This is a genomic window from Mesorhizobium subarcticum (assembly GCF_055456085.1).
Window position 1 is genome coordinate 647417 of sequence record NZ_CM144237.1, and the last position, 25437, is coordinate 672853.

The 25437-nt window shown below is 63.2% G+C and carries 22 protein-coding genes; 7 read left to right on the forward strand and 15 right to left on the reverse strand.

Going from position 1 to position 25437, the window contains the following annotated elements:
• Positions 1–8: 8 nt before the first annotated feature.
• The 7 genes from ACZYHG_RS03010 to ACZYHG_RS03040 form a co-directional block, all read right to left on the reverse strand.
• Positions 9–824: an ABC transporter permease gene (locus ACZYHG_RS03010; RefSeq protein WP_464612473.1), complete on the reverse strand. Its 816-nt coding sequence runs from the start codon at positions 822–824 to the stop codon at positions 9–11.
• Positions 814–1764: an ABC transporter permease gene (locus ACZYHG_RS03015; protein ID WP_464614603.1), complete on the reverse strand. Its 951-nt coding sequence runs from the start codon at positions 1762–1764 to the stop codon at positions 814–816. Before ACZYHG_RS03015 ends, ACZYHG_RS03010 begins: the two co-directional genes overlap by 11 nt.
• A gap of 14 nt (positions 1765–1778) precedes the next feature.
• Positions 1779–2777 carry an ABC transporter ATP-binding protein gene (locus tag ACZYHG_RS03020; protein ID WP_464612474.1) on the reverse strand — a complete coding sequence of 333 codons (999 nt, stop codon included), beginning with the start codon at positions 2775–2777 and terminating at the stop codon, positions 1779–1781.
• A gap of 205 nt (positions 2778–2982) precedes the next feature.
• Positions 2983–4137, reverse strand: a complete 1155-nt coding sequence (locus tag ACZYHG_RS03025) for an ABC transporter substrate-binding protein (RefSeq protein WP_027060875.1) — start codon at positions 4135–4137, stop codon at positions 2983–2985.
• 216 nt (positions 4138–4353) lie between these two features.
• Complete coding sequence (locus ACZYHG_RS03030) at positions 4354–5265, reverse strand: LysR family transcriptional regulator (protein ID WP_464612475.1); 912 nt, start codon at positions 5263–5265, stop codon at positions 4354–4356.
• 81 nt (positions 5266–5346) lie between these two features.
• A complete protein-coding gene (locus ACZYHG_RS03035; RefSeq protein ID WP_464612476.1) occupies positions 5347–5964 on the reverse strand; it encodes a DedA family protein in 618 nt (205 codons plus the stop codon).
• Positions 5961–6461: a class I SAM-dependent methyltransferase gene (locus tag ACZYHG_RS03040; protein ID WP_464612477.1), complete on the reverse strand. Its 501-nt coding sequence runs from the start codon at positions 6459–6461 to the stop codon at positions 5961–5963. Before ACZYHG_RS03040 ends, ACZYHG_RS03035 begins: the two co-directional genes overlap by 4 nt.
• A 387-nt stretch (positions 6462–6848) precedes the next feature.
• On the opposite strand from ACZYHG_RS03040, the gene ACZYHG_RS03045 reads away from it, so the two are divergent.
• Complete coding sequence (locus ACZYHG_RS03045; protein ID WP_464612478.1) at positions 6849–7523, forward strand: response regulator transcription factor; 675 nt, start codon at positions 6849–6851, stop codon at positions 7521–7523.
• The gene (locus tag ACZYHG_RS03050; protein WP_464612479.1) at positions 7520–8881 is read left to right on the forward strand and encodes a sensor histidine kinase; all 1362 of its coding nucleotides are present in this window, start codon (positions 7520–7522) and stop codon (positions 8879–8881) included. Before ACZYHG_RS03045 ends, ACZYHG_RS03050 begins: the two co-directional genes overlap by 4 nt.
• Positions 8882–8962: 81 nt before the next feature.
• Here the strand turns inward: ACZYHG_RS03050 and ACZYHG_RS03055 are convergent, their stop codons facing one another.
• Positions 8963–9739, reverse strand: coding sequence for a DeoR/GlpR family DNA-binding transcription regulator (locus ACZYHG_RS03055; RefSeq protein ID WP_464612480.1), 777 nt, complete (start codon positions 9737–9739; stop codon positions 8963–8965).
• 411 nt (positions 9740–10150) lie between these two features.
• Between ACZYHG_RS03055 and ACZYHG_RS03060 the strand changes: the two genes are divergently transcribed.
• Together ACZYHG_RS03060 and ACZYHG_RS03065 are read left to right on the forward strand one after the other, a co-directional pair.
• Entirely contained in the window at positions 10151–11038 is an 888-nt protein-coding gene (locus tag ACZYHG_RS03060; RefSeq protein WP_464612481.1) for a phosphotransferase, read from the forward strand.
• Positions 11035–13488, forward strand: a complete 2454-nt coding sequence (locus ACZYHG_RS03065; RefSeq protein ID WP_464612482.1) for a GcvT family protein — start codon at positions 11035–11037, stop codon at positions 13486–13488. Before ACZYHG_RS03060 ends, ACZYHG_RS03065 begins: the two co-directional genes overlap by 4 nt.
• Here ACZYHG_RS03065 and ACZYHG_RS03070 read toward each other — a convergent pair.
• Positions 13485–14117 carry a class I SAM-dependent DNA methyltransferase gene (locus tag ACZYHG_RS03070; RefSeq protein WP_464612483.1) on the reverse strand — a complete coding sequence of 211 codons (633 nt, stop codon included), beginning with the start codon at positions 14115–14117 and terminating at the stop codon, positions 13485–13487. The genes ACZYHG_RS03065 and ACZYHG_RS03070 overlap by 4 nt on opposite strands.
• A gap of 106 nt (positions 14118–14223) precedes the next feature.
• Between ACZYHG_RS03070 and ACZYHG_RS03075 the strand changes: the two genes are divergently transcribed.
• A complete protein-coding gene (locus ACZYHG_RS03075; protein WP_464612484.1) occupies positions 14224–15126 on the forward strand; it encodes a phosphotransferase in 903 nt (300 codons plus the stop codon).
• On the opposite strand, the gene ACZYHG_RS03080 is transcribed toward ACZYHG_RS03075, so the two are convergent.
• Together ACZYHG_RS03080 and ACZYHG_RS03085 are read right to left on the reverse strand one after the other, a co-directional pair.
• The gene (locus tag ACZYHG_RS03080; protein ID WP_464612485.1) at positions 15123–16046 is read right to left on the reverse strand and encodes a DMT family transporter; all 924 of its coding nucleotides are present in this window, start codon (positions 16044–16046) and stop codon (positions 15123–15125) included. The two genes, ACZYHG_RS03075 and ACZYHG_RS03080, sit on opposite strands and share 4 nt — an antisense overlap.
• A 108-nt stretch (positions 16047–16154) precedes the next feature.
• Positions 16155–17435 (reverse strand): amidohydrolase family protein, encoded by a 1281-nt coding sequence (locus tag ACZYHG_RS03085; protein WP_464612486.1) that lies wholly within the window; start codon positions 17433–17435, stop codon positions 16155–16157.
• A 205-nt stretch (positions 17436–17640) separates the two neighbouring features.
• Here ACZYHG_RS03085 and ACZYHG_RS03090 point away from each other — a divergent pair, with 205 nt between their 5' ends.
• Complete coding sequence (locus ACZYHG_RS03090) at positions 17641–19395, forward strand: ABC transporter ATP-binding protein (protein ID WP_464614604.1); 1755 nt, start codon at positions 17641–17643, stop codon at positions 19393–19395.
• Positions 19396–19552: 157 nt separating this feature from the next.
• Here ACZYHG_RS03090 and ilvD read toward each other — a convergent pair whose 3' ends face one another.
• Positions 19553–21397, reverse strand: a complete 1845-nt coding sequence (ilvD, locus tag ACZYHG_RS03095; protein WP_464612487.1) for a dihydroxy-acid dehydratase — start codon at positions 21395–21397, stop codon at positions 19553–19555.
• 270 nt (positions 21398–21667) lie between these two features.
• On the opposite strand from ilvD, the gene ACZYHG_RS03100 reads away from it, so the two are divergent.
• The gene (locus ACZYHG_RS03100; protein ID WP_464612488.1) at positions 21668–22138 is read left to right on the forward strand and encodes a VOC family protein; all 471 of its coding nucleotides are present in this window, start codon (positions 21668–21670) and stop codon (positions 22136–22138) included.
• Between the two features lie 50 nt (positions 22139–22188).
• Here the strand turns inward: ACZYHG_RS03100 and ACZYHG_RS03105 are convergent, their stop codons facing one another.
• From ACZYHG_RS03105 to ACZYHG_RS03115, 3 genes are all read right to left on the reverse strand, one after another.
• Complete coding sequence (locus ACZYHG_RS03105; RefSeq protein ID WP_464612489.1) at positions 22189–23781, reverse strand: peptide chain release factor 3; 1593 nt, start codon at positions 23779–23781, stop codon at positions 22189–22191.
• A gap of 99 nt (positions 23782–23880) precedes the next feature.
• Entirely contained in the window at positions 23881–24792 is a 912-nt protein-coding gene (locus ACZYHG_RS03110; protein ID WP_464612490.1) for a haloalkane dehalogenase, read from the reverse strand.
• Positions 24789–25385: a TetR/AcrR family transcriptional regulator gene (locus tag ACZYHG_RS03115; protein ID WP_464612491.1), complete on the reverse strand. Its 597-nt coding sequence runs from the start codon at positions 25383–25385 to the stop codon at positions 24789–24791. Before ACZYHG_RS03115 ends, ACZYHG_RS03110 begins: the two co-directional genes overlap by 4 nt.
• Positions 25386–25437 lie beyond the last annotated feature (52 nt).

A 25437-nucleotide genomic window follows, 5' to 3' on the forward strand; every position in this document is an offset into this window, starting at 1 on the left:
GAACTGAGTTATTTGCCCGAACCGGCGATCTGGTCGCCGTCGCGGGTCAGGTAATAGGCAAACAGGATCGGCAACAGCGTCACCAGCATGACGACCATGGCCACGACATTGGTGACCGGGCGTTGGCGCGGGCGGATCAGTTCTTCCAGCATCCAGATCGGTAGAGTCTGCTGCTGGCCGGCGGTGAAAGTGGTGACGATGACTTCGTCGAACGACAAAGCGAAGGCGAGCATCCCGCCGGCAAGCAGCGCGGTCGCGATGTTGGGCAGCACGACATGCCGGAAGGTCTGGAAGCCGTCGGCGCCGAGATCCATCGAGGCCTCGATCATCGAGCCCGAGGTGCGCCGGAAGCGGGCGACCGCATTGTTGTAGACAACAACCACGCAGAAGGTGGCGTGGCCGAGCACGATCGTCCAGAACGAGAACGGAATGTCGGCCAGCGAAAAGGCCGAACGCAACGCGATACCTGTGATGATGCCGGGCAGCGCGATGGGCAGGATGACCAGCAGCGATATGGTTTCGCGGCCAAAGAATTTCGTCCGTGATACCGCCGCCGAGCACATTGTGCCGAGGATGAGTGCGATTGCCGTCGAGATCGCCGCGACGCGGACCGACAGCGACAATGCCTGCCAGACATCGGGCCGGTTCCATGTGACGGCGAACCATTGCGTGGTCAGGCCAGGGGGCGGCCAGACGAAACTCTTCTCCTCGGTGGTGAAGGCGTAGACGAAGATCAGCAGGATCGGCAGGTGCAGGAACAGCAACCCGCAGCCGGCTGCGACCTTCAGGCCAAGGGGTGCAGATTGACCACGGTCAGAGCGCATCGAAGGCCCCCATGCGTTTGGCGCCCCAGAGGTAGAAGCCCATAATGATGATGGGCACGACGGTGAAGGCCGCGGCGAGCGGGATGTTGCCGGCGGTGCCTTGCTGCGAATAGACGGCCTGGCCGATGAACAGGCGCGAGGTGCCGATGATCTGCGGGATGATGTAGTCGCCCAATGTCAGTGAGAAGGTGAAGATCGAGCCGGCGACGATGCCTGGCAACGCCAGCGGAAACAGCACGTTGCGGAAGGTCTGTCCCGGAGAAGCACCAAGATCGGACGAGGCCTCGACCAGATTGGCGGGCACGCGCTCAAGGGCTGCCTGAACCGGCAGGATCATGAACGGCAGCCAGACATAGACGAAGACGATGAAGGTGCCGGTGAACGACACCGACAGCGAGTTGCCGCCAACGATCGGCAGCGACAACCAGGCATCGAGCAGCCACAACAGATGCAGCTTGGCGAGCAGCCAGGTAAGGATGCCTTCCTTGGCGAGGATCAGCTTCCAGGCATAGATCTTGACCAGATAGCTCGACCACAGCGGCAGCATGATGCCGAGATAGAACAGCGCCTTCCAGCGGCCACGCGCATAGCGCGCCGCGTAATAGGCGATCGGGAAGGCGACGATCGCCGAGGCCAGCGTGACCAGGGCGGCCATCGTCACCGTGCGCAGGATGATGTCGAGATTGGCCGCCTGGAACAGGTCGCCATAGGTCTTCAGCGTGAACTGCCGGTTGATGAGGCCGGAGTACTCGTCGATGGAGAAAAAGCTCTGCGCCAAAAGGGCAAACAGCGAGCCGATATAGACGATGCCAAGCCACAGCACCGGCGGCAGCAGCATCAGCAGCAACAGGAGTTGCGGCCTGCGCCAGAACAGGTCCGAGAGCGCACCGCGCATGCCGCCGCTGCCGGGCAGGATCGCGGGCGCCGTGGCGCGCGGCATGGTGGCGTCCAGGCTCATGCCGGCCCGTCCATCAGATGCAGGTGCTCGCGGTTGAAGGTGAGCACGACCGCCTCGCCCTCCACCGGCAGCGCGGTGCCGGCCGGCACGATGGCATGGAGTTTCAAGCCATCGGCATCGAGCGCCAGTTTTGTCGTGGCGCCGAGATAATTGGTCGAGACGAGGCGGGCGGCAACGCCCTCGCCGCTTGCCGCGCGGCCGACGCGAATGGATTCGGGCCGCAGACTGCCCCAGCGGTGCTGGCCGGAATAGCGTTGGACGAAATCCGGCGGCAGCACGTTGGACGAGCCGACGAAATCGGCAACGAAGCGCGTCTTCGGCCGCTGGTAGATATCCTCCGGCGTGCCGATCTGCATGATCTTGCCGTCGTTGAAGACGGCGACGCGGTCGGCCATCGACAGTGCCTCGCCCTGGTCGTGGGTAACGAAGACGAAGGTGATGCCGAGCGCCTTCTGCAGCGATTTCAGCTCTTCCTGCATGTTCTCGCGCAGCTTGAGGTCGAGCGCGCCGAGCGGCTCGTCGAGCAACAGCACCTTGGGCTGGTTGACCAGCGCGCGGGCCAACGCGACGCGCTGGCGCTGGCCACCCGAAAGCTGGCCGGGGCGGCGGGCGCCATAGCCGGGCAATCGCACCAGCGACAGCGCTTCCTCCGCCGCCTTGTGCCGTTCGGCCTTGCCGACGCCCTTGACCATCAGCCCGTAGGCGACGTTGTCGAGCACATTGAGATGCGGGAACAGCGCGTAGTCCTGGAACACGGTGTTGACGTTGCGGCGATAGGGCGGCACGCCCTCGGCGCGTTCGCCGAAGATGGAGATCGAACCTGATGTCGGCTGCTCGAAGCCGGCGATGAGACGCAGGCATGTCGTCTTGCCGGAGCCGGACGGCCCGAGCATGGCGAAGAACTCGCCCGGCACAATGTCGAGATCGACCGCGTCGACAGCGCGAACGCTGCCGAAATGGCGCGAGACTTTCTGGAAGGAGACGGCAGAGGTCATGGGCTGTCAGTCTTTTGCCGGTTCATCAAAATCACCCTCAGCTAAAAATCTGGCCGGGATCGCGAAATTCGCACGCCGCTTCACCTCCCCCTCGATGGGGGAGGTCGCGGAGAAGCCGCGGGTGGGGGTGACGGCGCGAACATATCGGATAGGCTCCACCCCGACGCTGCGCGTCGACCCTCCGCACAAGGGGGTGGTAAGGGCGTTACCGCCCGCCGATGACGCCGATATAGTCCGACACCCAGCGGTAGTAGGGCACGCACTGGTCGTTCTGGGTGACGCACTTCGAGACTGGCGTCTTCCAGAACTTGATCTTGTCGAAATTGTCGTAGCCGTTGGTCTTGCAGCCTTCCTCGCCGAGCAATTCATTGCCCTTGCAGGCGGCGGGCACGACCGGCAACGAGCCGAACCAGGCCGAGACGTCGCCTTGCACCTTCGGGGACAGGGAGTGTTCAAGCCACTTGTAAGCGCAGTTGGGGTTGGCGGCATCAGCCTCCATCATGGTGGTGTCGGCCCAGCCGGTGACGCCTTCTTCCGGCACGGTCGAGGCAACCGGCTTCTTGGCAGCGACCAGCGTGTTGACCTGATACGGCCACGAGCCGGATGCGACGACGCCTTCATTCTGGAAATCATCAACCTGGATAGCGGCGTCATGCCAGTAGCGGCCGACCAGCGTGCGCTGGACGCGCAACAGGTCGAGTGCTGCCTTGTACTGGGCCTCGTTCAGTTCGTAGGGGTCCTTGATGCCGAGTTCCGGCTTGTGGAACATCAGGTAGTTGGCGGCGTCCGCTATATGGATCGGCCCGTCATAGGCCTGGACGCGACCCTTGTTCGACTTGCCATCCGGCAGGTTCATCTCCTCGAAGACGACGTTCCAGCTCTTGGGCGCTTCCTTGAACACCTCGGTGTTGTACATCAGGATGTTAGGCCCCCACTGGTAGGGGACGCCATAATGGACCTTGTCGACGGTGAACCAGGGCGCGTCCTTCAGTCGGTCGTCGACATTCTTCCAGCTAGGGATGAGATCGGTGTTGATCGGCTGAACGCGCTTGCCGGCAACGAGGCGCAGGGAGGCGTCGCCCGAAGCCGTGACGAGGTCGAAGCCGCCCTCATTCATCAGCGAGACCATCTCGTCAGATGTGTTGGCGGTCTTGACGTTGACCTTGCAGCCGCTTTCCTTTTCGAAAGCGGTGACCCAGTCATAGCCCTTGTCGGTCTCGCCGCGCTCTATATAGCCCGGCCAGGCAACGATGTTGACTTGGCCTTCGCCCTTGCCGAGTTCCTTGACCTGGGCGATGGCCTGACCGGAAAAGGTCAGCGCGACCGTCAGCGCCGTGCATGACTTCAGGAATGAATTCATCATCGATCTCCCATTTTGGCGGATGATCCCGAAACCGCTCCGGTTTTCGTCAGATCAAGCGCGGACTGAAAAACTGTCAGCTCGTCCTATGGACTTGATGCCGCTCTGCTGGCGACTTTGGTCCCTGTAACGGAAGGTGCTTGGAAAATTCCGGTTTCGCAAATTCATTTATCAGAAAGGCGATATCGGTTTTTCCGATAGGTCAGCACTGTTTAATCAAGGGCGTTGGCGGACCGTCCGCTGCGACTGGGCAAGGCCTATGAAGTCGCGCGCCGCCTGCGGCAGGCCGGAGCCGCGTCGCCACACCATACCGACCTGCACCACGGGCAAGGAGCCAGAAATATCCCGCGATTCGATGCGGTCGCCTTCCAGCGACCACGGCCGGTAGACAAGGTCGGGCAGAAGCGCCACGCCGGCGCCGGTGGCAACCAGGCTGCGCACCGCTTCCACCGAACGGGTGCGGAAAGCGACATGCGGCTTGGCGCCGATCGCCGCCAGCAGTTTTCCCGTGTTCTCCTCGATCTCGTCGACGGTGAGCATGATCAGCGGTTCGCCGGCGATGTCGCCAATGCCGATGATGTCGGCGCCGGCAAGCGAATGGCCAAGCGGCAGCCAAAGGCGATAGGCCGAGACTTCGAGGATTTCCGATTGCAGCGCGGTGCGGTCACGCAAATTGGAGGTGACCATGACGGCGATGTCGAGCTTGCCGCCGATCAGGAGATGTTCGAGGTAGTCGCCATTGTCCTCGATGGCCGAGACCTCGACGCCCGGATAGGCGCGGCGGTAGCGGGCGAGCAGATCGGACAGCACGTAGCCGGCGACCAGTGAGGTGACGCCAAGCTGTAGCCGCCCACCTGCCACAGCCTGCTCGCCGGAAAAAGAGCGGCGCGCATCGGACACGTCGGCGAGGATCTTTGTCGCATGGCGCAGGAACTGGTGGCCCTTGTGGGTGATGTTGAGGCCACGCGGATGGCGCTCGAACAGTTCGACGCCGAGATCGCTTTCGAGTTCCTTGATCGCTTCCGTGACCGACGATTGCGAGATGGAAAGATTTTGCGCGGCGCCCGACACCGTGCCTTGCTCGGCGACGGCGATGAAGAACTGCAACTGGCGGATGGTGAAGGCCATGGCCGGACTAAACACCGGCGACCGAGCGAAGGAAAGCCGACGACGGAGCTTATCCCATGACGGGGCTACATCCCCGCCCGTTCAGCCGAGCACCAGCTTGATGCGTCGCCGGCACGCAGGGCCGTAGCGCAAGGCCAGCATGAAGGCCGTCTCCAGCGCTACGACGATGACGATGATGCGCAAGCCTATCGTGAAGGTGTCCTGGCCGCTGCCGCGTAAGAGATAGCCGGTCAGGAGAAAGCCCGCATTCCAGATGGTGGCGCCGAGCAGCGTGGCGATCGCGAAGGGCAGAGCAGGCAGGCAAAGCGCGCCGGCCGCGATCGGCAGATAATTGCGCACTGTCGGGATGAACTGCGCCAGCAGGGACACAAGGACATGATTGCGGCGATAGGCCTGACCAAGCTTGCGGTAGGTTGCGGGGCGCAGGAAGACATATTTGCCGACACGTTCGATCAGCCGGTCGGCACGGTCAAATCCGATCCGGCGGCCAACCCCATACCAGACAAGGCAGCCGGAGAAGGAGGCAAGCGTTGTCACCGCCAGCAGGATCGCCAGTGTCGCGCTATCAGGCGCCGCCGTCATGCCGAGGAGCAGCAGCAAGACATGAGACGGCGGGACCGGCAGGATCTTTTCGGTGAAGGCGAGGCAGAAGACGCCGAACAGACCGAAGCCGAGAACGGCCGCCAGCGGGCCCGTCATGCGAAGCGCCAATCATAGGACCTGACGGTCTTGATCCTGGCGATGCGATAGACAGTCGCCGGCGGGAAGTTGCGGAAGGTATGACCGACCCGCGTGACCTCGAGATCGAGCCGGTCGAGCAGCGACTGGTCGAACGGGCAGCGCCGGCCAAGCGTGAACTGATAGAGCGCCCCGCCCGGGCGCAGGTTCGCGAAGACGCCTTCGAGAATGGCGAGCGTCTTGCGCGGAGAAATCAGGCGGAAGGGCAGCCCGCTGACGGCAGCACCAACCACCGGCCCGTGGAATAGCGACAGATGGCGCAGACCGGCGGCATCCATTGCGAAAATCCGGGCGGCGGGAAAGCGACGCCCGAGCAGCGCTGCAAAATCCGGATCCGATTCGATCAGCGTCAGATCCTCTTCCCGCACCCCGCGTGACAGCAGTGCCCGTGTAAACGGGCCAGTTCCAGGACCGAGCTCCAGGACGGGACCTGTCCCGGGGCCGATGTCACGCGTCATCAAAGCCGCAAGACTGGAGCTGGACGGCGTGACGGAGCCGACCCTGAACGGCGCCACGGTCCACGCCATGAGAAAAGACAAAGCATCATTTGCAGGCATTAGCCGACCTCAATCCCGCTCATTGCGTGCCAACCGGTTCGGGTGGCCAGTTGATTTCGTTTCAGCGTCGGACCCGGACCTGTTGCATAGTCGGGCCCGACGCCTTGATGCCGGCAAGGGCGGTTCGTGCCGACCGGCGTTGTTTGCCGTGACTGGATTGCATAGACATTGCGCAACATCGCGGACGCAAAGAAAGACCTTGCCGGCCCCGGCCGTTCGGCTTTGCCATGTTTGCGCAATGTTGACGCGGTAGCGCCCAAAGCAATGTCGTTACCCTGGGGGTAGTAAATGCGTATCTTGCTGGTCGAAGACGAGCCCGAAATGGTCTCGGCGCTGCGCGCAGCGCTGAAACGTCACGACATGGTGGTCGACCACGCCGGCACGTTGCTGGAGGCGGAGGGCTTCATTGCTGTCGACAGCTATGACGCCATCCTCCTCGACCGGCAGTTGCCGGATGGCGACGGGCTGTCGCTGGTGCCGAGATTGCGCTCTACGAAGAACACGACGCCCGTGCTGGTGCTGACGGCGAAGGGCGACACGGCGGACAAGGTCGACGGGCTGGACATCGGTGCGGACGATTATCTGGCAAAGCCGTTCGCCTTCGAGGAACTGCTGGCCCGCTTGCGTGCACTGCTGCGGCGCCCAGCACCACTTCAGTCGCAATTCATCCGCGCCGGCCATCTGGTGCTCGATGTCGGACACCGCGAGGCGTCTATCCGTGCCGAGCCGCTCAGCCTGCCAAGGCGCGAACTGCTGGTGCTGGAGGCACTGATGCGGCGCACCGGCCGCATGGTGCAGCGCGAGGCGCTGATGGAGGCCGTCTTCGGCCTCGACGACGAGATCCAGTCCAACGCGCTCGACACCCATGTCTCGCGCTTGCGCCGCAAGCTCACCGATGCCGACGCCGGTGTGACGATCAACGGCATTCGCGGTGTCGGCTATCTCCTGCGCGAGACAACATGACCCTCAAACGTCCGCGTTCGCTCAAATGGAGCCTGGTGCTGCGCATTGCCCTTCTGCAGTGCGCGATGCTGACGCTGATCATCGTCGGCATTCTCGGCGCCATGCTGGCAACCGGCCTCATTCCGCACGACTATGAGGACGGCACAATGGACGTGCTGGCGGATGCGGTGGCGCGCGACGCAGGCGGCAAGCTTACCCTTCGCGAGACCCCCGATCTGACGAAGCTGCGCGCCGGGATCCCGGACCTCTGGTTCATCATCCGCGACAAGCAGGGTCAGAGGCTAGGGGAAGGCACGGTGCCGACCATCTTCCAGCCCTTCGCCGGGTTGCTTGACACCATCAGCGACGCGCGTATCGACAATTCCATCGGCGAGAGCGCGCCACCGGATGCAAAGATCCGCTGGACCGACACGGCGGCCGGCAATGTCCAGATCTTCACCGGCACCAAGGGCGGGCTTTCGCTGCTGCGCCTGCTTGGGCAGGCGCCGCAATTCTTCCTGCAAGGCATATTACCGCTCGCCGGGCTGATGGCGCTGGCGACGCTGTTTGCGACGCCGTGGGTGGTGCGCGGGGCGCTGTCGGGCCTTGGCCATGCGGCGGCCGAGGCCGAGCGCATCGATATCGACCAGCGCGGCGTGCAGCTGCCGCTGAAGGATGTGCCGAAGGAAGTCACGCCGCTGGTCAAGGCGGTGAATGCTGCCCTTGCGCGTCTCGACAACGGCTATGAGCGTCACAAGCGCTTCCTGACCGACGCCGCCCATGAACTGCGAACACCGGTCGCCATCCTCAACACCCGCCTGGCCTCGCTGCCGGCGACACCGGAACGGGCAAGGCTGCTGCAGGACGCAGCGCGGCTTTCGACGCTGACCGACCAGTTGCTCGACTTGCAGCGCCTCGACCGGCAGACATCGCCTTTCGAAAAGGTCGACCTCGTGGCGATCGCGCGCAGCGTCATCGTCGACCTCGCGCCAATGGCATTCTCGGCCGGATACGAGATGTCGTTCGAGCCGCAAAGCGAGACGGTTTTCGCGACCGGCGACCGCACCGCTATCGAACGTGCCGTGACCAACATCGTCCAGAATGCCATCGAGCATGGCGGCCGCAATGGCAAGATCACCGTCAGCGTCACAGCGCCCGCTGTCATCGAGGTGCGGGACGAAGGCGACGGCGTGCCGCCGACCGAGCGGGAACGCATTTTCGAGCCCTTCTACCGACTGCGCCCGCAGGACCACGGCGCCGGGCTCGGCCTCAACCTCGTGCAGGAAATCATGCAACTGCATGGCGGGCGCATCGAGATCCTCGACGGCAAGCCGAGCGGCGCCTGCTTCCGGATGAGTTTTCGCGCCTTGCCGGCATAGGCTTGTCGATGCACAACATCGCCTTCGCCGTATCGGCCGGACCTTCGCGGGCGTATGCGCCCACCGATCGCTGGTGTTTGGCTAAAATCCGACTTCGCCGCCGGCAATACTGAGCCGCGCGCCTGCCTGCGCCAACGCCGCAGCTATGTCGCGTGGCGGCGAGCGATCGGTGGCGAGTTCGGAAAAGTCGTCAAAGCCGCAGACCTGGACCAGGCCCTGGCGGCCGAACTTGGTGTGATCGGTGATGACGAGAGAACGCTGGCCGCGCGACAGCACCATGCGGGCGAACTCGGCCTCATCCAGATCATAGTCCATGACACCCGTTGTCGCATCCACGGCACCGGTCGAGATGATGGCGTGGCTGACCGAGAAGCGGCTGACGAAGTCGATGGCCGAAGATCCGAACGCGGCGCCTGAATCGCTGCGCAGTTCGCCGCCGGCCATATAGACCTTGTTGCCGTTGATGGTGGCCAGCGTGCGGGCGATGTCGGACGAATTGGTGACGACCGTCAGGCGCCGGTGGCCGAGCAGTTCCCGCGCCAGGAACGAGGTCGTGGTGCCGGTGTCAAGCATGATCGATTCACCGTCGCGGATGGTGGCGGCGACCATGCGTGCAATGATGCGCTTGGCATCGGCATTCTCACGCATGCGCCGTTCGAACGGCGCTTCGCCGACCATCGACGGCAGGCCGATGGCGCCATGCATCTTCAGAACCGAGCCGTCGCTGGTAAGCGGCTTGACGTCGCGGCGCACGGTTTCGAGCGAAACACCCAGCCGATCGGCCAGACTGGCGATGGTGACGGTTCCCTCTTCCTGCAGCAGCCGCAGGATCTCGCCATGGCGTTTGGAATGGACCATTTGGTTTCCCGGACTTAGCCCTTTTGACCGGTTTTAAGGTAATCCAAGTGCTTTTAAAGGGATCGTCCCTTGGTTTCGGGCAAAATACCCAAAAAAAGTCACATCCTCTTGTTGACAGATGGGCGACCCTGGCGTGAAATTCAGACACCAACGGGGTTCGGAACTGCAACGGGAGGGTGATGGCAGAGCCGAAACTCACTGCCCAGGCAGCCTTGAACGTGCCTGGTGCAAGGAATTTTCTGATCCGCGGGGGCGGATGCCGGGATTCAAAACCTGGCCATGGGGCTCGTCGGTGCGGTGCGGGATACCGATCCTGGCATCCCGCACCGACGAGATCATTTGCGTTTCTCCCCGCCGTCGTCGCGCTGTCCATGGCGCCGTGTCGAAATCCAGCAAACCAGGGATGTTTCCGTGACAGCCGAAGATCGCATCCGCGCCCTGCCCTGCTGGACCGGCGCCGTCGAGATCGCCCCGCTGCCCGGCGGCCTGAGCAACGCCAATTATGTGGTCAGCGACTCCGCAGGCAAACATGTCGTGCGCTTCGGCGAGGACTATCCGTTCCACCATGTCTTCCGCGAACGCGAGGTGATGACCGCGCGGGCCGCCCATGCCGCCGGTTTCGCCCCGGCGGTCCACTATGCCGAACCGGGCATCCTGGTGACCGCGTTTCTTGGCGCCAAGACCTATGTGGCCGAGGACGTGCGTGCCAATCTCGGTCGCGTCGCCGCGCTCATGCGCGGCTTCCACCGGGACATGCCCAACCATATCTCCGGCGCCGGCTTCATGTTCTGGGTGTTCCACGTCATCCGCGACTACGCACGCACGCTTGACGAAGGCGGCAGCCGTAAACGCAGCGACCTGCCGCGCTTCTTGGCGCTGGCAGATGAGCTGGAGCGGGCGCAGAAACTGCTACCGATCGTCTTCGGCCACAATGATCTTTTGCCGGCTAATATTCTTGATGATGGCAGCAGGCTGTGGCTGATCGACTTCGAGTATGCCGGTTTCAACACGGCAATGTTCGACCTTGCCGGCGTCGCCTCGAACGCCGGCATGAGCGACGCGGAATCCTTCGCCTTCCTGACCGCCTATTTCATGAAGGAACCGGACCAGGCAATCCGCCGCTCGCATGCCGCCATGCAATGCGCCTCGCTGTTGCGCGAGACGATGTGGAGCATGGTGTCCGAACTCTATCTCGACGCGCCCGGCATCGACTACATCGCCTATACCGAGGAAACCCTGGTGCGGCTCGACGCGGCGTTGGAAAACTACCGGACAAAATACGGGATCCTGAAATCATGACCTTGCCCAGCCAGGCCGCGGTCGTCGTCATCGGCGGCGGCATCATCGGCTGTTCGACGGCCTATCATCTGGCGCGCGACCACAAGGCCGATGTGGTGCTGCTCGAACAGGGCAAGCTGACTTCGGGTTCAACGTGGCATGCCGCCGGCCTGGTCGGGCAATTGCGCTCGTCGGCCTCGATCACCCGCGTGCTCAAATATTCGGTCGACCTCTACAAGGGGCTGGAGGCCGAGACCGGTCTTGCCACCGGCTGGAAGATGACCGGTTGCCTGCGGCTTGCCACCAATGCCGACCGCTGGACCGAATACAAAAGGCTGGCGACGACGGCGAAGAGCTTCGGCATGGACATGCATCTCTTGTCCCCAGCCGAGGTCAAGGCGATGTGGCCGCTGATGGAAACCGGCGATCTCGTCGGTGGCTCCTGGCTGCCGACGGACGGCCAGGCGAGCCCTTCCGACATCACGCAGTCATTGGCCAAGGGCGCGCGCATGCATGGCGCCAAGATCTTCGAGGATGTCCGCGTCACTGGTTTCGAGATGAAGAATGGCCGCATAACGGCGGTAAAGACCAATCAAGGCGACATTGCCTGCGACAAGGTGGTGAACTGCGCCGGACAATGGGCGCGGCAGGTCGGCGCCATGGCGGGCATCAACGTGCCGCTGCAGCCGATCAAGCACCAATATATCATCACCGAGAAGATCGATGGCCTGGCGACCGATGCGCCGACGCTGCGCGACCCGGATCGCCGCACCTATTTCAAGGAGGAAGTCGGCGGTCTGGTGATGGGCGGCTATGAGCCGAACCCGCAGGCGTGGACGACCGGTCTCCCCGGTGGCGACGTGCCTGATGATTGGGAATTCCGGCTGTTCGACGACGATTACGACCATTTCGAGCAGCACATGACACAGGCGATCGCACGCGTGCCGGCGCTGGAAACGGTCGGCGTCAAGCAGATGATCAACGGGCCGGAAAGCTTTACGCCGGATGGCAATTTCATCCTCGGTACGGCGCCGGAATGCGCCAACATGTTCGTCGGCGCAGGATTCAACGCCTTCGGCATCGCGTCGGGCGGCGGCGCCGGCTGGGTGCTGGCGCAGTGGGTGGTCGATGGCGAGGCGCCGCTCGACCTGTGGGTGGTCGACATCAGGCGCTTTTCCAGCCTGCACCGCGACCGGCAATGGGTGCGCGAACGGACGCTGGAAGCCTATGGCAAGCATTACACGATCGGTTTCCCGCATGAGGAATATGCCTCAGGCCGGCCGCGCATCGTCTCGCCGCTCTACGACAGGCTGAAACAGCAGCGCGCCGTGTTCGGCTCCAAGCTTGGGTGGGAGCGGCCGAACTGGTTCGCGCCGGACGGTGTCGAACCGCAAGACATCTATTCCATGGGCCGCCAGAACTGGTTCGCAGCGGTCGGCGACGAGCACCGGCATGTGCGTGAGAAGGTCGGCATCTTCGACCAGTCATCCTTCGCCAAATACGAGCTGAGCGGCCCCGACGCGGCCAAGGCGCTGGACTGGATCTGTGCCAACGACGTCAGCAAGCCGGTCGGCCGGCTGACCTACACCCAGCTTCTCAATACGCGCGGCGGCATAGAAGCCGACCTGACCGTGGCGCGGCTGACTGAAGAAAAATTCTACATCGTGACCGGCACCGGTTTCCGCACCCATGATGCCTCGTGGATCAGCGACCATATCGGCGATGGCCTCGATGCTGGGCTGATCGATGTCACCGAGGACTTCGGCACGCTGTCGCTGATGGGGCCGCGGGCCCGCGATGTGCTTTCCGGTGTGACCGATGCGGATGTGTCGAACGCGGCATTCCCGTTCGGCCATGTGCGCGAGATCACCATTGCCGGCCACAAGGTCCGCGCGCTGCGCGTCACCTATGTCGGCGAGCTTGGCTGGGAATTGCATGTGCCGATCGCGGCGACCGGCGAAGTGTTCGACGCGCTGATGGCGGCGGGCAAGACGCACGGCATCCGCCCGGTCGGCTACCGGGCTCTGGAATCGCTGCGGCTGGAAAAGGGTTACCGCGCCTGGGGCTCCGATATCACCCCCAACGACACGCCGCAGGAGGCCGGCCTCGGCTGGGCCGTCAAGCTGCGCAAGAACACCGATTTCGTCGGACGACGCGCGCTTGAAGCTATCGGCGGCGCGCCCTTGAAGAAACGCTTTGCCGGCTTCACGGTCGATAATCCCGAAATCGTGCTGCTCGGCCGCGAGACCATCCTGCGCAATGGCGAGCCGGTCGGTTATCTCACAAGCGGCGGCTATGGCTACACGATCGGCAGCAATATCGGCTACGGCTATGTGCGCAACGCCGATGGGGTCAGCGATGATTTTCTCACCTCGGGCGACTATGAGCTGGTTGTCGCGATGGAGCGGACACCGGCCAGAATCCATCTTGAGCCGATGTACGATCCGGCCGCCGAGAAAGTGAAAGCCTAATTTATCCGTAAGGCGAGACCACGGCTGGGCACGGTGTCGGCCTCGCCCGGCATGGAGACATAAGGGCGCGTTTGCTCGGCGCGGGTGACGACACCTTGCGCTTCGAGCTCGGCGATGCGTGCGGCAAAACCGGCCTCCCACAGCGTGTTCTTGACCGTCAGCACGATGACGCCGCCTGGCCGGCAGATGCGGATCAATTCGTCGAGCCCTTCGACGCCGACATGGCCTGACGTGAAGACGCCGGCCGAGATGATCCCGGCATAGGCATCGTCTGCAAAGGGCAGCCTGCCGCCGAGCGCCAGGCAATGCAGCGCGGAATAAACGCCCTTGCGCGCGGCTTGGTCCAGCATGCCTTGCGAGATGTCGAGCGCCTCGACTTCGGGATAGCCTGTTATATCAAGCCATTCACCAATGAGCCCGGTGCCCGCGCCGGCATCGAGCAACGGTGCCGCGCCACGCGGCAGATGGCGGGCGAGCAGAGCAAGGCAGATCGTCGGGTGACGGTAGCCGGCGGCGGACATGTCGGCGTCATAGGTTTGCGACCACCGGTCATAGAGCGCCGCCACCTCTTCCGGCCGTTTGGCTGCGTAGGCTTCGCCAAGCGCACCGTGATGTTTGCTGTCCGCCATCGCCGTTCCGCCTGCCACTCTCTCGTTCACCCACGATCGGATGATAGCCAAACGGCGAAAATTGTGGAACCGTTGCGGTGAGAAATAACAGCGTGGGGGCGCGGGCATGGTGACAGACGAGGCGCGGGCAAGACTTGCCGCCATTCCCATGCTGGCCGGCTATACCGGGCCGCTGGACCGGCTTGGCGGTCTCACCAACCTCGTCTTCAGAGCCGGCGATCTCTGCCTGCGCATTCCAGGCAAGGGCACCGAGGAATACATCAACCGCGCCAACGAAGCGGTGGCCGCGCGCGAGGCGGCAAAAGCCGGTGTCAGCCCGGAAGTGTTGCATGCCGACGCCGGCACCGGCGTGATGGTGACGCGCTTCATCGCTGGCGCCGAGACTATGTCGCCGGAAAATTTCAAGACCCGGCCGGGCAGTCCGGCACGGGCCGGCGAGGCTTTTCGCAAGCTGCACAATTCCGGTTCGGTGTTCCCCTTTCGCTTCGAACTGTTTTCGATGATCGACGACTATCTCAAAGTGCTGTCGACCAAGGAAGTCACCTTGCCCGCCGGCTATCACGACGTGGTGCGCGAAGCCGGTAGCGTGCGGTCCTCGCTGGCCGCCCATCCGCTCCAGCTTGTTGCCTGCCATTGCGATCCGCTGTGCGAGAACTTTCTCGATACGGGCGAGCGGATGTGGATTGTGGACTGGGAATATTCTGGAATGAACGACCCGCTCTGGGATCTCGGCGATCTCAGCGTCGAGGGGAAATTCGATGGTGCACAGGACGAGGAGATGATGCGCGCCTATTTCGGCGGCGAGGCGAGGCCGGCCGACCGCGGACGGGTCGTCATCTACAAGGCGATGTGCGACCTGTTATGGACGCTGTGGGGGCTGATCCAGCTCGCCAACAACAACCCGGTCGACGACTTTCGCGCCTATGCCGACGGCCGCTTCGCCCGCTGCAAGGCACTGATGGAGACGCCGGAGTTTTCCCGACATCTGGCCTCGATACGCCAGGGTTAGTTTACCCCCTTCGGCACGTTTTCGGGCGGCACCGTGGTCTCGACCACCTTCTGACGGTGGAAGATGAACAGGCCAGCCAGAACGACGATGCCGGAGCCGATCAGGATGCGCGGGCCGGGAACGTCGCCGAAGAAGACCAGTCCGAACACCACCGCCCACAAGAGCAGCGTGTAGTGCAGCGGCGCCAGCGTCGAGGCCGGCGCCAGCTTGAGCGCCCGGGTGATCATCAGGTGCGCACCGCAGGAGACGATGCCGAGCAGCAGCATGGCACCGAAATCGAGTGCCGAGGGCGTGCGCCAGGCGCCAATGGTCAGCACGCCGCCGACCAGCAGCGTGCCGATGGTCTGCCATGTCACCAGATTGGTATCGCTGGTGCCACGCAGCCGCCGGTTGAGGATGATGGCAAAGGCGAAGGCGATGCTGCCGACCAGCGCGAAGCTCGACGACAAAGAGAATGCCGCGGACGATGGCTTCAGCATGATCAGCACGCCGCAGAAACCGAGCAGGATCGCCAGCCAGCGACGCCAGCCGACCTTTTCCCCCAGCAGGAAATGCGACAGCGCCGCGACATAGATCGGCCCGGCCATGTAAAAGCTCATCACATCGGCAAGCGGCAGATAGACGACGGCGGCGTAGAACAAAGCGGTGTCCAGCGTCGTCGCCAACACGCGCAGGACCTGCAGCCAGGGCCGCTCCATCTGGAACAGCCTGCCTGCGCCCTGGTTGGCGATCATCGGGCCGAGCACGATGAAGGCGCCAATCGAGCGGATCAGCACGACCTGGCCGACTGAGAAGCTGGCGACCAGCCATTTGCCCATTGCGTCGTTCAACGCAAACAGGAAATCGCCGGCCAGCATCAGCAGAATGCCGGCCAGAAGCACGTTCCTGATGGTCGAATTCTGCGCCACGGGCTGCGACATGCCGATCCCGATTCCTCCCTAGCGTAGGCCGCGTCGTAGACGGAAGCGGCCGCTTTGACGAGAAGAAATCAGGAAATCGGTAAGACCAGCATGGGGAATCGGCTGTATCTAGGTGGTTATGTGCCTGCGGTTCACCTGCGCCGGCCTGCCCGGGATGGAAAGCCTGGTATCCTGTCTCGTGCGTTCCGCCACGACCTTGCCCTTGGCGATGACGCAGATGCGCTCGGCGCGCAGGCGCAGGGCCTCAATCGGATTGCCGGCGTCGAGGAGGACAAGGCTGGCGCGCTTGCCGACCGCCAGGCCCAGATGGTCCAGGCCCATAATGGCGGCGTTGACGTTGGTGACCATGTCGAAGCAGCGCGCCATGTCGGCCGGGCTCGACATCTGGGCAACGTGCAGGCCCATGAAGGCGACGTCGAGCATGTCGGCGGTGCCCAGCGAATACCAGGGATCAAGCACGCAATCCTGGCCCCAGCCGACACGGATACCCAGCGCCTGCATCTCCTTGACCCGGGTCAGGCCACGGCGTTTCGGGAAGCTGTCGTGCCGGCCCTGCAGCATGATGTTGATCAGCGGATTGGGAATGGCGGAAACGCCGGCCTCGGCGATCAGCGGCAGAAGCTTGGAGACGTAGTAATTGTCCATCGAATGCATGGAAGTGAGATGCGAGCCGGCGACCTTGCCTTGCAAGCCGAGGCGCTGCGTTTCATAGGCAAGCTGTTCGATATGGCGCGACAGCGGGTCGTCGGTCTCGTCGCAGTGCAGGTCGACCATCAGGCCGCGTTTTGCCGCGATCTCGCAGAGTTCGGTCACCGAACGCGCGCCGTCAGCCATGGTGCGCTCGAAATGCGGAATGCCGCCGACGATGTCGACGCCCATGTCCAGCGCGCGAATGGTGTTCTGGCGCGCCGTCGGCGAGCGATAGAAGCCGTCCTGCGGGAACGCCACCAGCTGCAGGTCGATATAGGGCGCGATCGTTTTCTTCACGTCGAGCAGGGCCTCGACCGCCAGCAGCCGGTCGTCGCAGACGTCGACATGGGTGCGGATGGCGAGAAGGCCCATCGAAACGGCCCAGTCGCAATAGGCGAGCGCGCGGTCGCGCACCGCCTCATGTGTCAAAAGCGGCTTTAGTTCGCCCCACAGCGCAATGCCTTCGAGCAATGTGCCCGAGGCGTTGATGCGCGGAATGCCATAGGACAGTGTCGCGTCCATGTGGAAATGCGGATCGACGAAAGGCGGCGACACGAGATTGCCGCGGGCATCGACCTCGGTCCGCGCGGAGCCCGGCAGTTTGGGCTCTATCGCCGCGATCGTCTCGCCGCTGATGCCGATGTCGGCAATCCCGCCATCCGGCAGCGTGCCGCCACGAACGATAAGGTCGAAATCCATCTGTCGTCATCCTAATTCCAGAATCACCCAGCCATGGTGGCGCAAAAGACAGCTTGCCGCAGCCGTTTCTTTCGGCGGCCGCGAAAGGTTCCCTCGGTCAGCAACTCGCTCTATAAGCCGCTTTCGTCCACGCAGCGATCGGCTTCGCACTCAAGGCCATAGTCGCAAACCATGGAAGCCCCGTGTGAACTTGAACTTGACGTTCCTGAAACGCGACGAACGCTCGATGGAGAACCAGCGCCTTATCGTGCGGCTGGTGAAAGAGTCCTTCGGGCAGCATAAGTTCGGATATGGCGCAGCCATCCTGTCGATGCTGGTGGTGGCCGGTACGACAGCTGCCAGCGCCTGGATCCTGCGCGAAATCACCAATGAATTCGTGATCGACAAGCGGATCGACCGCGTCAACATGATTGCCCTGGCGGTCGCCGGGATTTTTATCCTCAAGGGCATCGCCAATTTCATCCAGGCCTATTTCATGAGCCGGGTCGGCAACGCCATCATCGCCGACCGGCAGCGCAAGATCTACGACCGCATCCTGGCGCAAGGCATCGAATTCTACCATTTGACGTCGTCATCCGACCTGATCACCCGCATGACCAACAATGCGCAGGCGGCACGCAACGTGCTCGACCTTATCGTCACCTCCTATGTGCGCGACCTGGTGACCCTGGCTGCCCTGATTGGCGTCATGGTCTGGCAGCAGCCGGCGCTGTCGCTGATCTGCTTCGTCGTCGGCCCACTGGCCATCTATGGCGTCAACCGTATCCTGAAGCGTGTGCGCAAATTCGCCGCGATGGAGTTCCGTTCGGTCGGCCAGATCGTGCAGGTGATGCAGGAAACCGCGATCGGCGTGCGCGTCGTCAAATCCTTCAACCTCGAAGGCTTGATGCGCAAGCGCATGTACAAGGCGGTGCAGGACGTCGAGGATCGAGCCAACAACATCGCAGCACTGGAAGCAGTGACCAGCCCGGTAATGGAGACGCTGGCCGGGCTGGCGATCGCCGGCGCCGTCATGGTCAGCGGCCTCCTGGTTCTGCAGGGCGGCCAGATGCCCGGCAACATCATGGCCTTCATCGCGGCGCTGCTGCTCGCCTATGAACCGGCAAAGCGCCTTGCGCGCGTCCGTATCTCGTTGGAAAGCGGCATTGTCGGCGTGCGCATGATGTTCCAGTTGGCCGACGAACCGCTGACGCTGGCCGAGAAGCCCGATGCCAAGCCACTTCTGGCCGGGCCCGGCGAAATCCGGTTCGACGCCGTCAGCTTCGCCTACCAGGATGGTCCGCCGGTGCTCGAAGAGTTCGACCTCACCCTTGCGCCCGGCAAGATGACCGCACTGGTCGGACCGTCAGGCGGCGGCAAGTCGACGATCCTGAACCTGATCATGCGCATGTACGACCCGAAGAGCGGCAAGGTGTTGCTCGACGGCCAGGATATTTCGCATGCGACACTCGCTTCGCTCAGGGAAAAGATCGCCTATGTCAGCCAGGACACGTTCCTGTTTGCGGGCACCATCATGCACAACATCCGGCTCGGGCGAGAGGGCGCGGCCGACAAGGAGGTGATCGCCGCCGCCAAGGCCGCCAACGCGCATGACTTCATCATGGCGCAGGCGAAAGGCTATGAGACGGATGTCGGCGAGAATGGCGGCCTGCTGTCCGGCGGCCAGCGCCAGCGCATCTCGATCGCGCGCGCCATGCTGCGCGACGCCGAAATCCTGCTCTTGGACGAAGCGACCAGCGCGCTCGACGCCGAATCCGAGGCGCTGTTCCGCGACGCGCTGCAGCAACTGACGGAAGGGCGCACGACAATCGTCATCGCGCACCGCCTGTCGACCGTGCACCAGGCCGACACGATCGTGGTGCTGGAAGGCGGCAAGGTGGTGGAGAGCGGCGCGCACCGGGCCCTGCTCAACCAGGGCGGGCTGTACCAGAAGCTTTATGAATATCAGCTGATGCCGTGAGGATGTCTTCGGATGTGGGTGCCAAGCCCCCTCATCCGGACCTTCGGGCCACCTTCTCCCCGTGGGGAGAAGAGGTCGTCAACGCCGGTGCCAGTCTCTTCTCCCCAGCGGGGAGAAGGTGGCGCGAAGCGGCCGGATGAGGGGGCTGGCGCAGACCTCACTCCGGCACGTGCCGCACCGCACCCTTGTCGGCGCTGGTGGCGAAGGCGGCGTAGCCGCGTAGTGCCGTTGTCACCTTGCGCTTGCGCTTTTCCTCGGGCTTCCAGGCCAGGGCGCCCTTGGCTTCCATCGCGGCACGGCGCGAATCAAGCTCGGCGTCGCTGACGGCCAAGCGGATGGTTCGGTTGGGGATGTCGATCTCGATCGTATCGCCTTCCCTTACCAGCCCGATCACACCGCCTTCCGCCGCTTCCGGCGAGGCATGGCCAATCGACAGGCCCGACGTGCCGCCGGAGAAGCGGCCATCGGTGACCAGCGCGCAAGCCTTGCCCAGGCCTTTCGACTTCAGATAGCTGGTCGGATAGAGCATTTCCTGCATGCCGGGACCGCCGCGTGGGCCTTCATAGCGGATGACGACGACGTCGCCGGCCTTGATCTCGTTGGAGAGGATCGCCTTGACCGAGGCATCCTGGCTTTCGAACACGCGTGCCGGACCGGTGAACTTCAGGATCGACTCATCGACGCCGGCCGTCTTCACGATGCAGCCGTCAACCGCCAGATTGCCTTTCAGCACGGCAAGACCGCCATCTTTCGAGAACGGCGTCTCGGCCGAGCGGATGACACCTTTTTCGCGGTCGAGATCAAGATCGTCCCAGCGGCGGTCCTGGCTGAAGGCCACCTGCGTCGGCACACCGCCGGGCGCAGCCAGGAAGAAATCGCGGACATTCTGGCTTGTGGTGCGGGAAATGTCCCAATGATCAAGGGCTTCGCTCAGGCTTGCGGTGTGCACCGTCGGCAGGTCGCGGTTGAGCAGCCCGGCATTGTCGAGCTGACCGAGGATGGCCATGATGCCGCCGGCGCGGTGAACGTCTTCCATATGAACGTCTGATTTGGCCGGCGCGACCTTGCAAAGCACCGGGACGCGGCGCGACAGCCGATCGATATCCTCCATGGTGAAGTCGACCTCGCCCTCGTGTGCGGCGGCCAGGATGTGCAGCACGGTGTTGGTCGAGCCGCCCATGGCGATGTCGAGTGTCATGGCGTTTTCGAAGGCACCCTTCGAGGCGATGCTGCGCGGCAGTGCTGTCTCGTCGTCCTGTTCATAATAGCGCTGGGCGAGATCGACGATGAGATGGCCAGCCTCGACGAACAGCCGCTTGCGGTCGGCGTGCGTGGCCAGCGTCGAGCCGTTGCCCGGCAGCGACAGGCCCAGCGCCTCGGTCAAACAATTCATTGAATTGGCGGTGAACATGCCCGAGCAGGAGCCACAGGTCGGGCAGGCCGAACGCTCGATGACCTTGACGTCTTCGTCGGAGATCTTGTCGTCGGCAGCCGCAACCATTGCGTCAACCAGGTCGAGCGCCTGCGTCTTGCCGGCCAACACCACCTTGCCGGCCTCCATCGGCCCGCCAGAGACGAAGACGGTCGGGATGTTGAGGCGCAGTGACGCCATCAGCATGCCGGGCGTGATCTTGTCGCAATTGGAGATGCAGACCATGGCGTCGGCGCAGTGCGCATTGACCATGTATTCGACGGAATCGGCGATCAGCTCGCGCGACGGCAGCGAATAGAGCATGCCGTCATGGCCCATGGCGATGCCGTCATCGACGGCGATGGTGTTGAATTCTTTCGCCACGCCACCGGCCTTCTCGATCTCGCGCGCGACCAACTGGCCGAGATCCTTCAAATGGACATGGCCCGGCACGAACTGGGTGAAGGAATTGACCACCGCGATAATCGGCTTGCCGAAATCCGAGTCCTTCATGCCGGTGGCGCGCCAGAGGCCGCGGGCGCCGGCCATGTTGCGGCCATGGGTGGTGGTGCGGGAGCGATAGGCGGGCATGAACTTTCCTTAGCTGGCTGGCTGCGCTCGATACGGAGCGTGGCGGCGCTGAATTTGGATCGCAGGGTTTATAGACCGCCAAGTATGGTCTGGCCACATTTTTGCAATGCGCCAGATTCTAGCGAAAAAACGAGAGTCTGCGAAAAAATCGCATGTCGCTGTCGGATCGCGTGCCTCACGACCGTCCTTGGGCAGACGGCACGGAAATGGCACCATTCTCGAAGTCAGCCGTTTCACCACAACAGCGAAGAGCAACCCGAGGAGCACGACATGCAAAAGATCACCACCTGCCTGTGGTTCGACGACCAAGCCGAAGAGGCGATGAATTTCTACGTGTCCATCTTCAAGAATTCGAAGGTGCTGAGCGTGATGCGCTGGCCGAAAGGCCACGCCGATGAAGGCAAAGTGCTGGTGACCACGTTCGAACTCGACGGCGTGCCGTTTCAGGCGCTCAACGGCGGACCGCACTTCAAGTTCAACGAGGCGATGTCACAGTCGATCGACTGCAAGACGCAGGAAGAGGTGGATTATTTCTGGGACAAGCTCATCGAAGGTGGCGGCGAACCGTCGCAATGCAGCTGGCTGAAAGACAAGTTCGGCGTCTCCTGGCAAGTCGTGCCGGAGCAGTTGCCGCGCCTGCTTCTGGATCCGGATCGGGCCAAGGCTGGCCGGGTGATGTCAGCGATGATGCAGATGAGCAAGATCGATATCGCGAAGATCGAAGAGGCTGCCAAAGGGTGAATGATGAGCCCTTTCCTTCTCCCCTTGCGGGAGAAGGAACAGGCTCCAGCTCAAGCCGCCTTGTCGCGGACCTGATAGTCCTTGATCGTGGCGAAGGTGATGGCCTTCCAGCGCTCGGCTTCGTAGTTCAGCGAGAAGGCGTGCTGGGCGAGGAACACCGGATCGTTGTCGAGGTCGCGGGCAATGTCGCCGCGATGTGCCTCGATGAAGCGAAGCGTCTCGGCCTTGTCGTCGGCCGATATCCAGCGGCAGACGGAAAAGCGCGACATTTCGAACTCGACCGGCAGCGTGTATTCGAAGTTCAGCCGCTCCTTCAACACGTCGAGCTGCAGGGCACCGACGACGCCGACAATGGCCGGTGAGCCGTCCTCCGGCGAGAACAGCTGCACGACGCCCTCCTCGGCCATCTGGTGCAGCGCTTCCTTGAGTTTTTTCGCCTTCATCGCGTCGCCGAGGCGCACACGGCGCAGGATTTCCGGGGCGAAATTCGGCACGCCCCTGAAAAGAATTTCCTCGCCCTCGGTCAGCGTGTCGCCGATGCGCAACGTGCCGTGGTTGGGAATGCCGACGACATCGCCGGCGAAGGCTTCGTCCGCCGTGACGCGGGTGCGGGCGAAGAAGAATTGCGGCGCCGACAGGCTCATCGGCTTTCCGGTGCGCACCAGCTTGGCCTTCATGCCGCGCTCGAGCTTGCCCGAGCAGACCCGCACGAAAGCGATGCGGTCGCGATGGTTGGGATCCATATTGGCCTGGATCTTGAAGACAAAGGACGTCATCTTGTCCTCGGTCGCCTCGACCTTGCGGGTGTCGGCTTCCTGCGCGCGCGGCGGCGGGCCAAAGGCGCCGAGCGCCTCGATCAGGTCGCGCACACCATAATTGCGCAGCGCCGAGCCGAAATAGACCGGCGTCAGATGGCCCTCGCGGAAGGCATCTATATCAAGGGGTCTGCACGCTTCCCGGGCGAGCTCCAGTTCCTCGATGAAGGCCTCGCGCTCGTTTTCCGGCAGCAGGCCGGCGACGCGGTTGGAATCGGGACCGTTGACCGGCGTGCGTTCTTTCTCCGCGTCGCCCCTGCGCACGGCATTCAGCGCCAGGTGATAGGTGCCGGCAAAAGTCTTGCCGCGGCCGATCGGCCAGGTGATGGGGGCCGTATCCAGCGCCAGCTTCTGCTCGATCTCGTCGAGAATCTCGAACGGGTCGCGGCTTTCGCGGTCCATCTTGTTGATGAAGGTGATGATCGGGATGTCGCGCAGCCGGCAGACTTCGAACAGTTTCAGCGTGCGCGGCTCGATGCCCTTGGCAGCGTCGATGACCATGACGGCCGAGTCGACCGCCGACAGCGTGCGATAGGTGTCGTCGGCGAAATCCTCGTGGCCGGGCGTGTCGAGCAGGTTGAAGACATTGTCCTCATATTCGAAGGTCATCACCGAGGTGACGACGGAAATGCCGCGCTCGCGCTCGATCTTCATCCAGTCGGACCGCGTCTGGATCCTGTCCTTCTTGGCCTTGACCTCTCCGGCAAGCTGGATGGCGCCGCCGAACAGCAGCAGCTTTTCGGTGAGCGTCGTCTTGCCGGCGTCGGGGTGGGCGATGATCGCGAAGGTGCGGCGGCGCGCCACTTCCTCTGGTATTGTTTCGGGCATTCTCTGGGATTTCCGTGTGACAGGCCGGGCTTCTAGCAGCGCAGTGCCGGGCTGTCGACCGGTCCGGCGGCGCGGGCGCCGCCGGATGCTAGTGGCCGCTCAGGCCAGTTCGCTCATCTGGCTCGCCTCAACGACCTCCGGAAGCCAGCTGGCAATTGCGTGGCCTATCGCGTCGGCGTGGTCCTCCTGCAGATAGTGAGCGCCGGGTCCGAGATTGATGAAACGGCAGTTCTTCAGCCCGGCAGCGAATTCGCGTGCCGCCTCCGGCCCGATCAACGCACCGGGATCGCCCGCGAACAGCAGTTTCGGATAGGTGGACAGCCGCAGCGCGCGATGGTCGTGTTCGCTGATGGCGGCAACGTCGGCGGGTTGGCCCTCGATCGGCAATTCACGGGGCAGGCGCAGCACTGGCTTGCGCGATTGCGGCGTCGCGAACGGCGCCCGGTAGACGGCCATTTCCTCGTCGCTCATCGTGCGCAGCACCGAGGCCGGCAGCACCTTCTCGACGAAGACATTGTCTTCCAGAACCAGCTTTTCGCCGACATCAGGCGTGCGCAACGCCTTGAACATTTCGCGGGCTTGCGGGCGCTGGTGAAAATCTTCCCAGCGCTCGAAGGGCCGGATGAATTCCATGAAGGCGAGGCCGAGAATGCGCTGCGGCCGCCTTGACGCCAGATGAAACGCAAGCGCCGTGCCCCAATCCTGCGCGACCAGCACCACATCCCTGACATCGAGTGCGTCGAGGAAGGCGTCGAGATAGCGGACATGGTCGAAGAAGCGATAGTCGATGTCGGGTTTGCCGGACTGGCCGTAACCGATCAGATCAGGCGCAATGCAGCGGCCAAACGGTGCGACATGCGGAATGATGTTGCGCCAGATATGGGATGAAGTGGGGTTGCCGTGCAGGAACAGCACGGTCGAGCCGGACGTTCCAGCCTCGACATAGGACATGGTCGAATCGAGTACGGAGATCTGCGAACGCAGCGAGGCGTTGTCGGCTTTCGAGTTCATTGGGGCGTCTCCCTGGCGAAAACAGTGCTGAAGATGATGTTCTTGAACCGCTCGAGCGGTGCCGGGCTGCGTTCGACCTTCATGCGCAGCATGGCGCCTTGCCAGGACGAGAGCAGGAAGTCGGCAAGGTCTTCGGCGTCGAAGGCCCTGGTGATGTCGCCGGCTGCCTGGCCTTCGGCGATGCAGGCCGCGAATGGCTGACGCCAGTGTTCAAAGATGGCGACAAGCCGCAAACGCAGCGGTTCGCTGTGCACCGCGGTCTCCAGGCTGAGATTGCCGATCATGCAACCGCGTGCCCAGTCATGCCCTTCGAGCTTCGAGGTGATGACGTCGAGATAGCGGCGCAGCCTGTCGATCGGCGGCGTCCCGTCCTGCGCCAGGGCTGCTTCAACCAGCCCGCTGACATAGGCGAAGTAGCGGTCCAGAACCTCACCGGCGAACGCCTCCTTGGAGGCAAAATGGTTGGTGAAGGAGCCCGGTCGGGCATCAGCGGCCGCCACGATGTCGCGCACACCCGCGGCGGCGTAGCCCGAGCTCCACAAGGTCTGGAACCCGGCTTCGAGAAGTTTTTCGCGGAGTGATTGTCTAGCCATGGCCATATAATACGTACGTACGTATTTATGTCAAGCGACACATTTCGTGCGG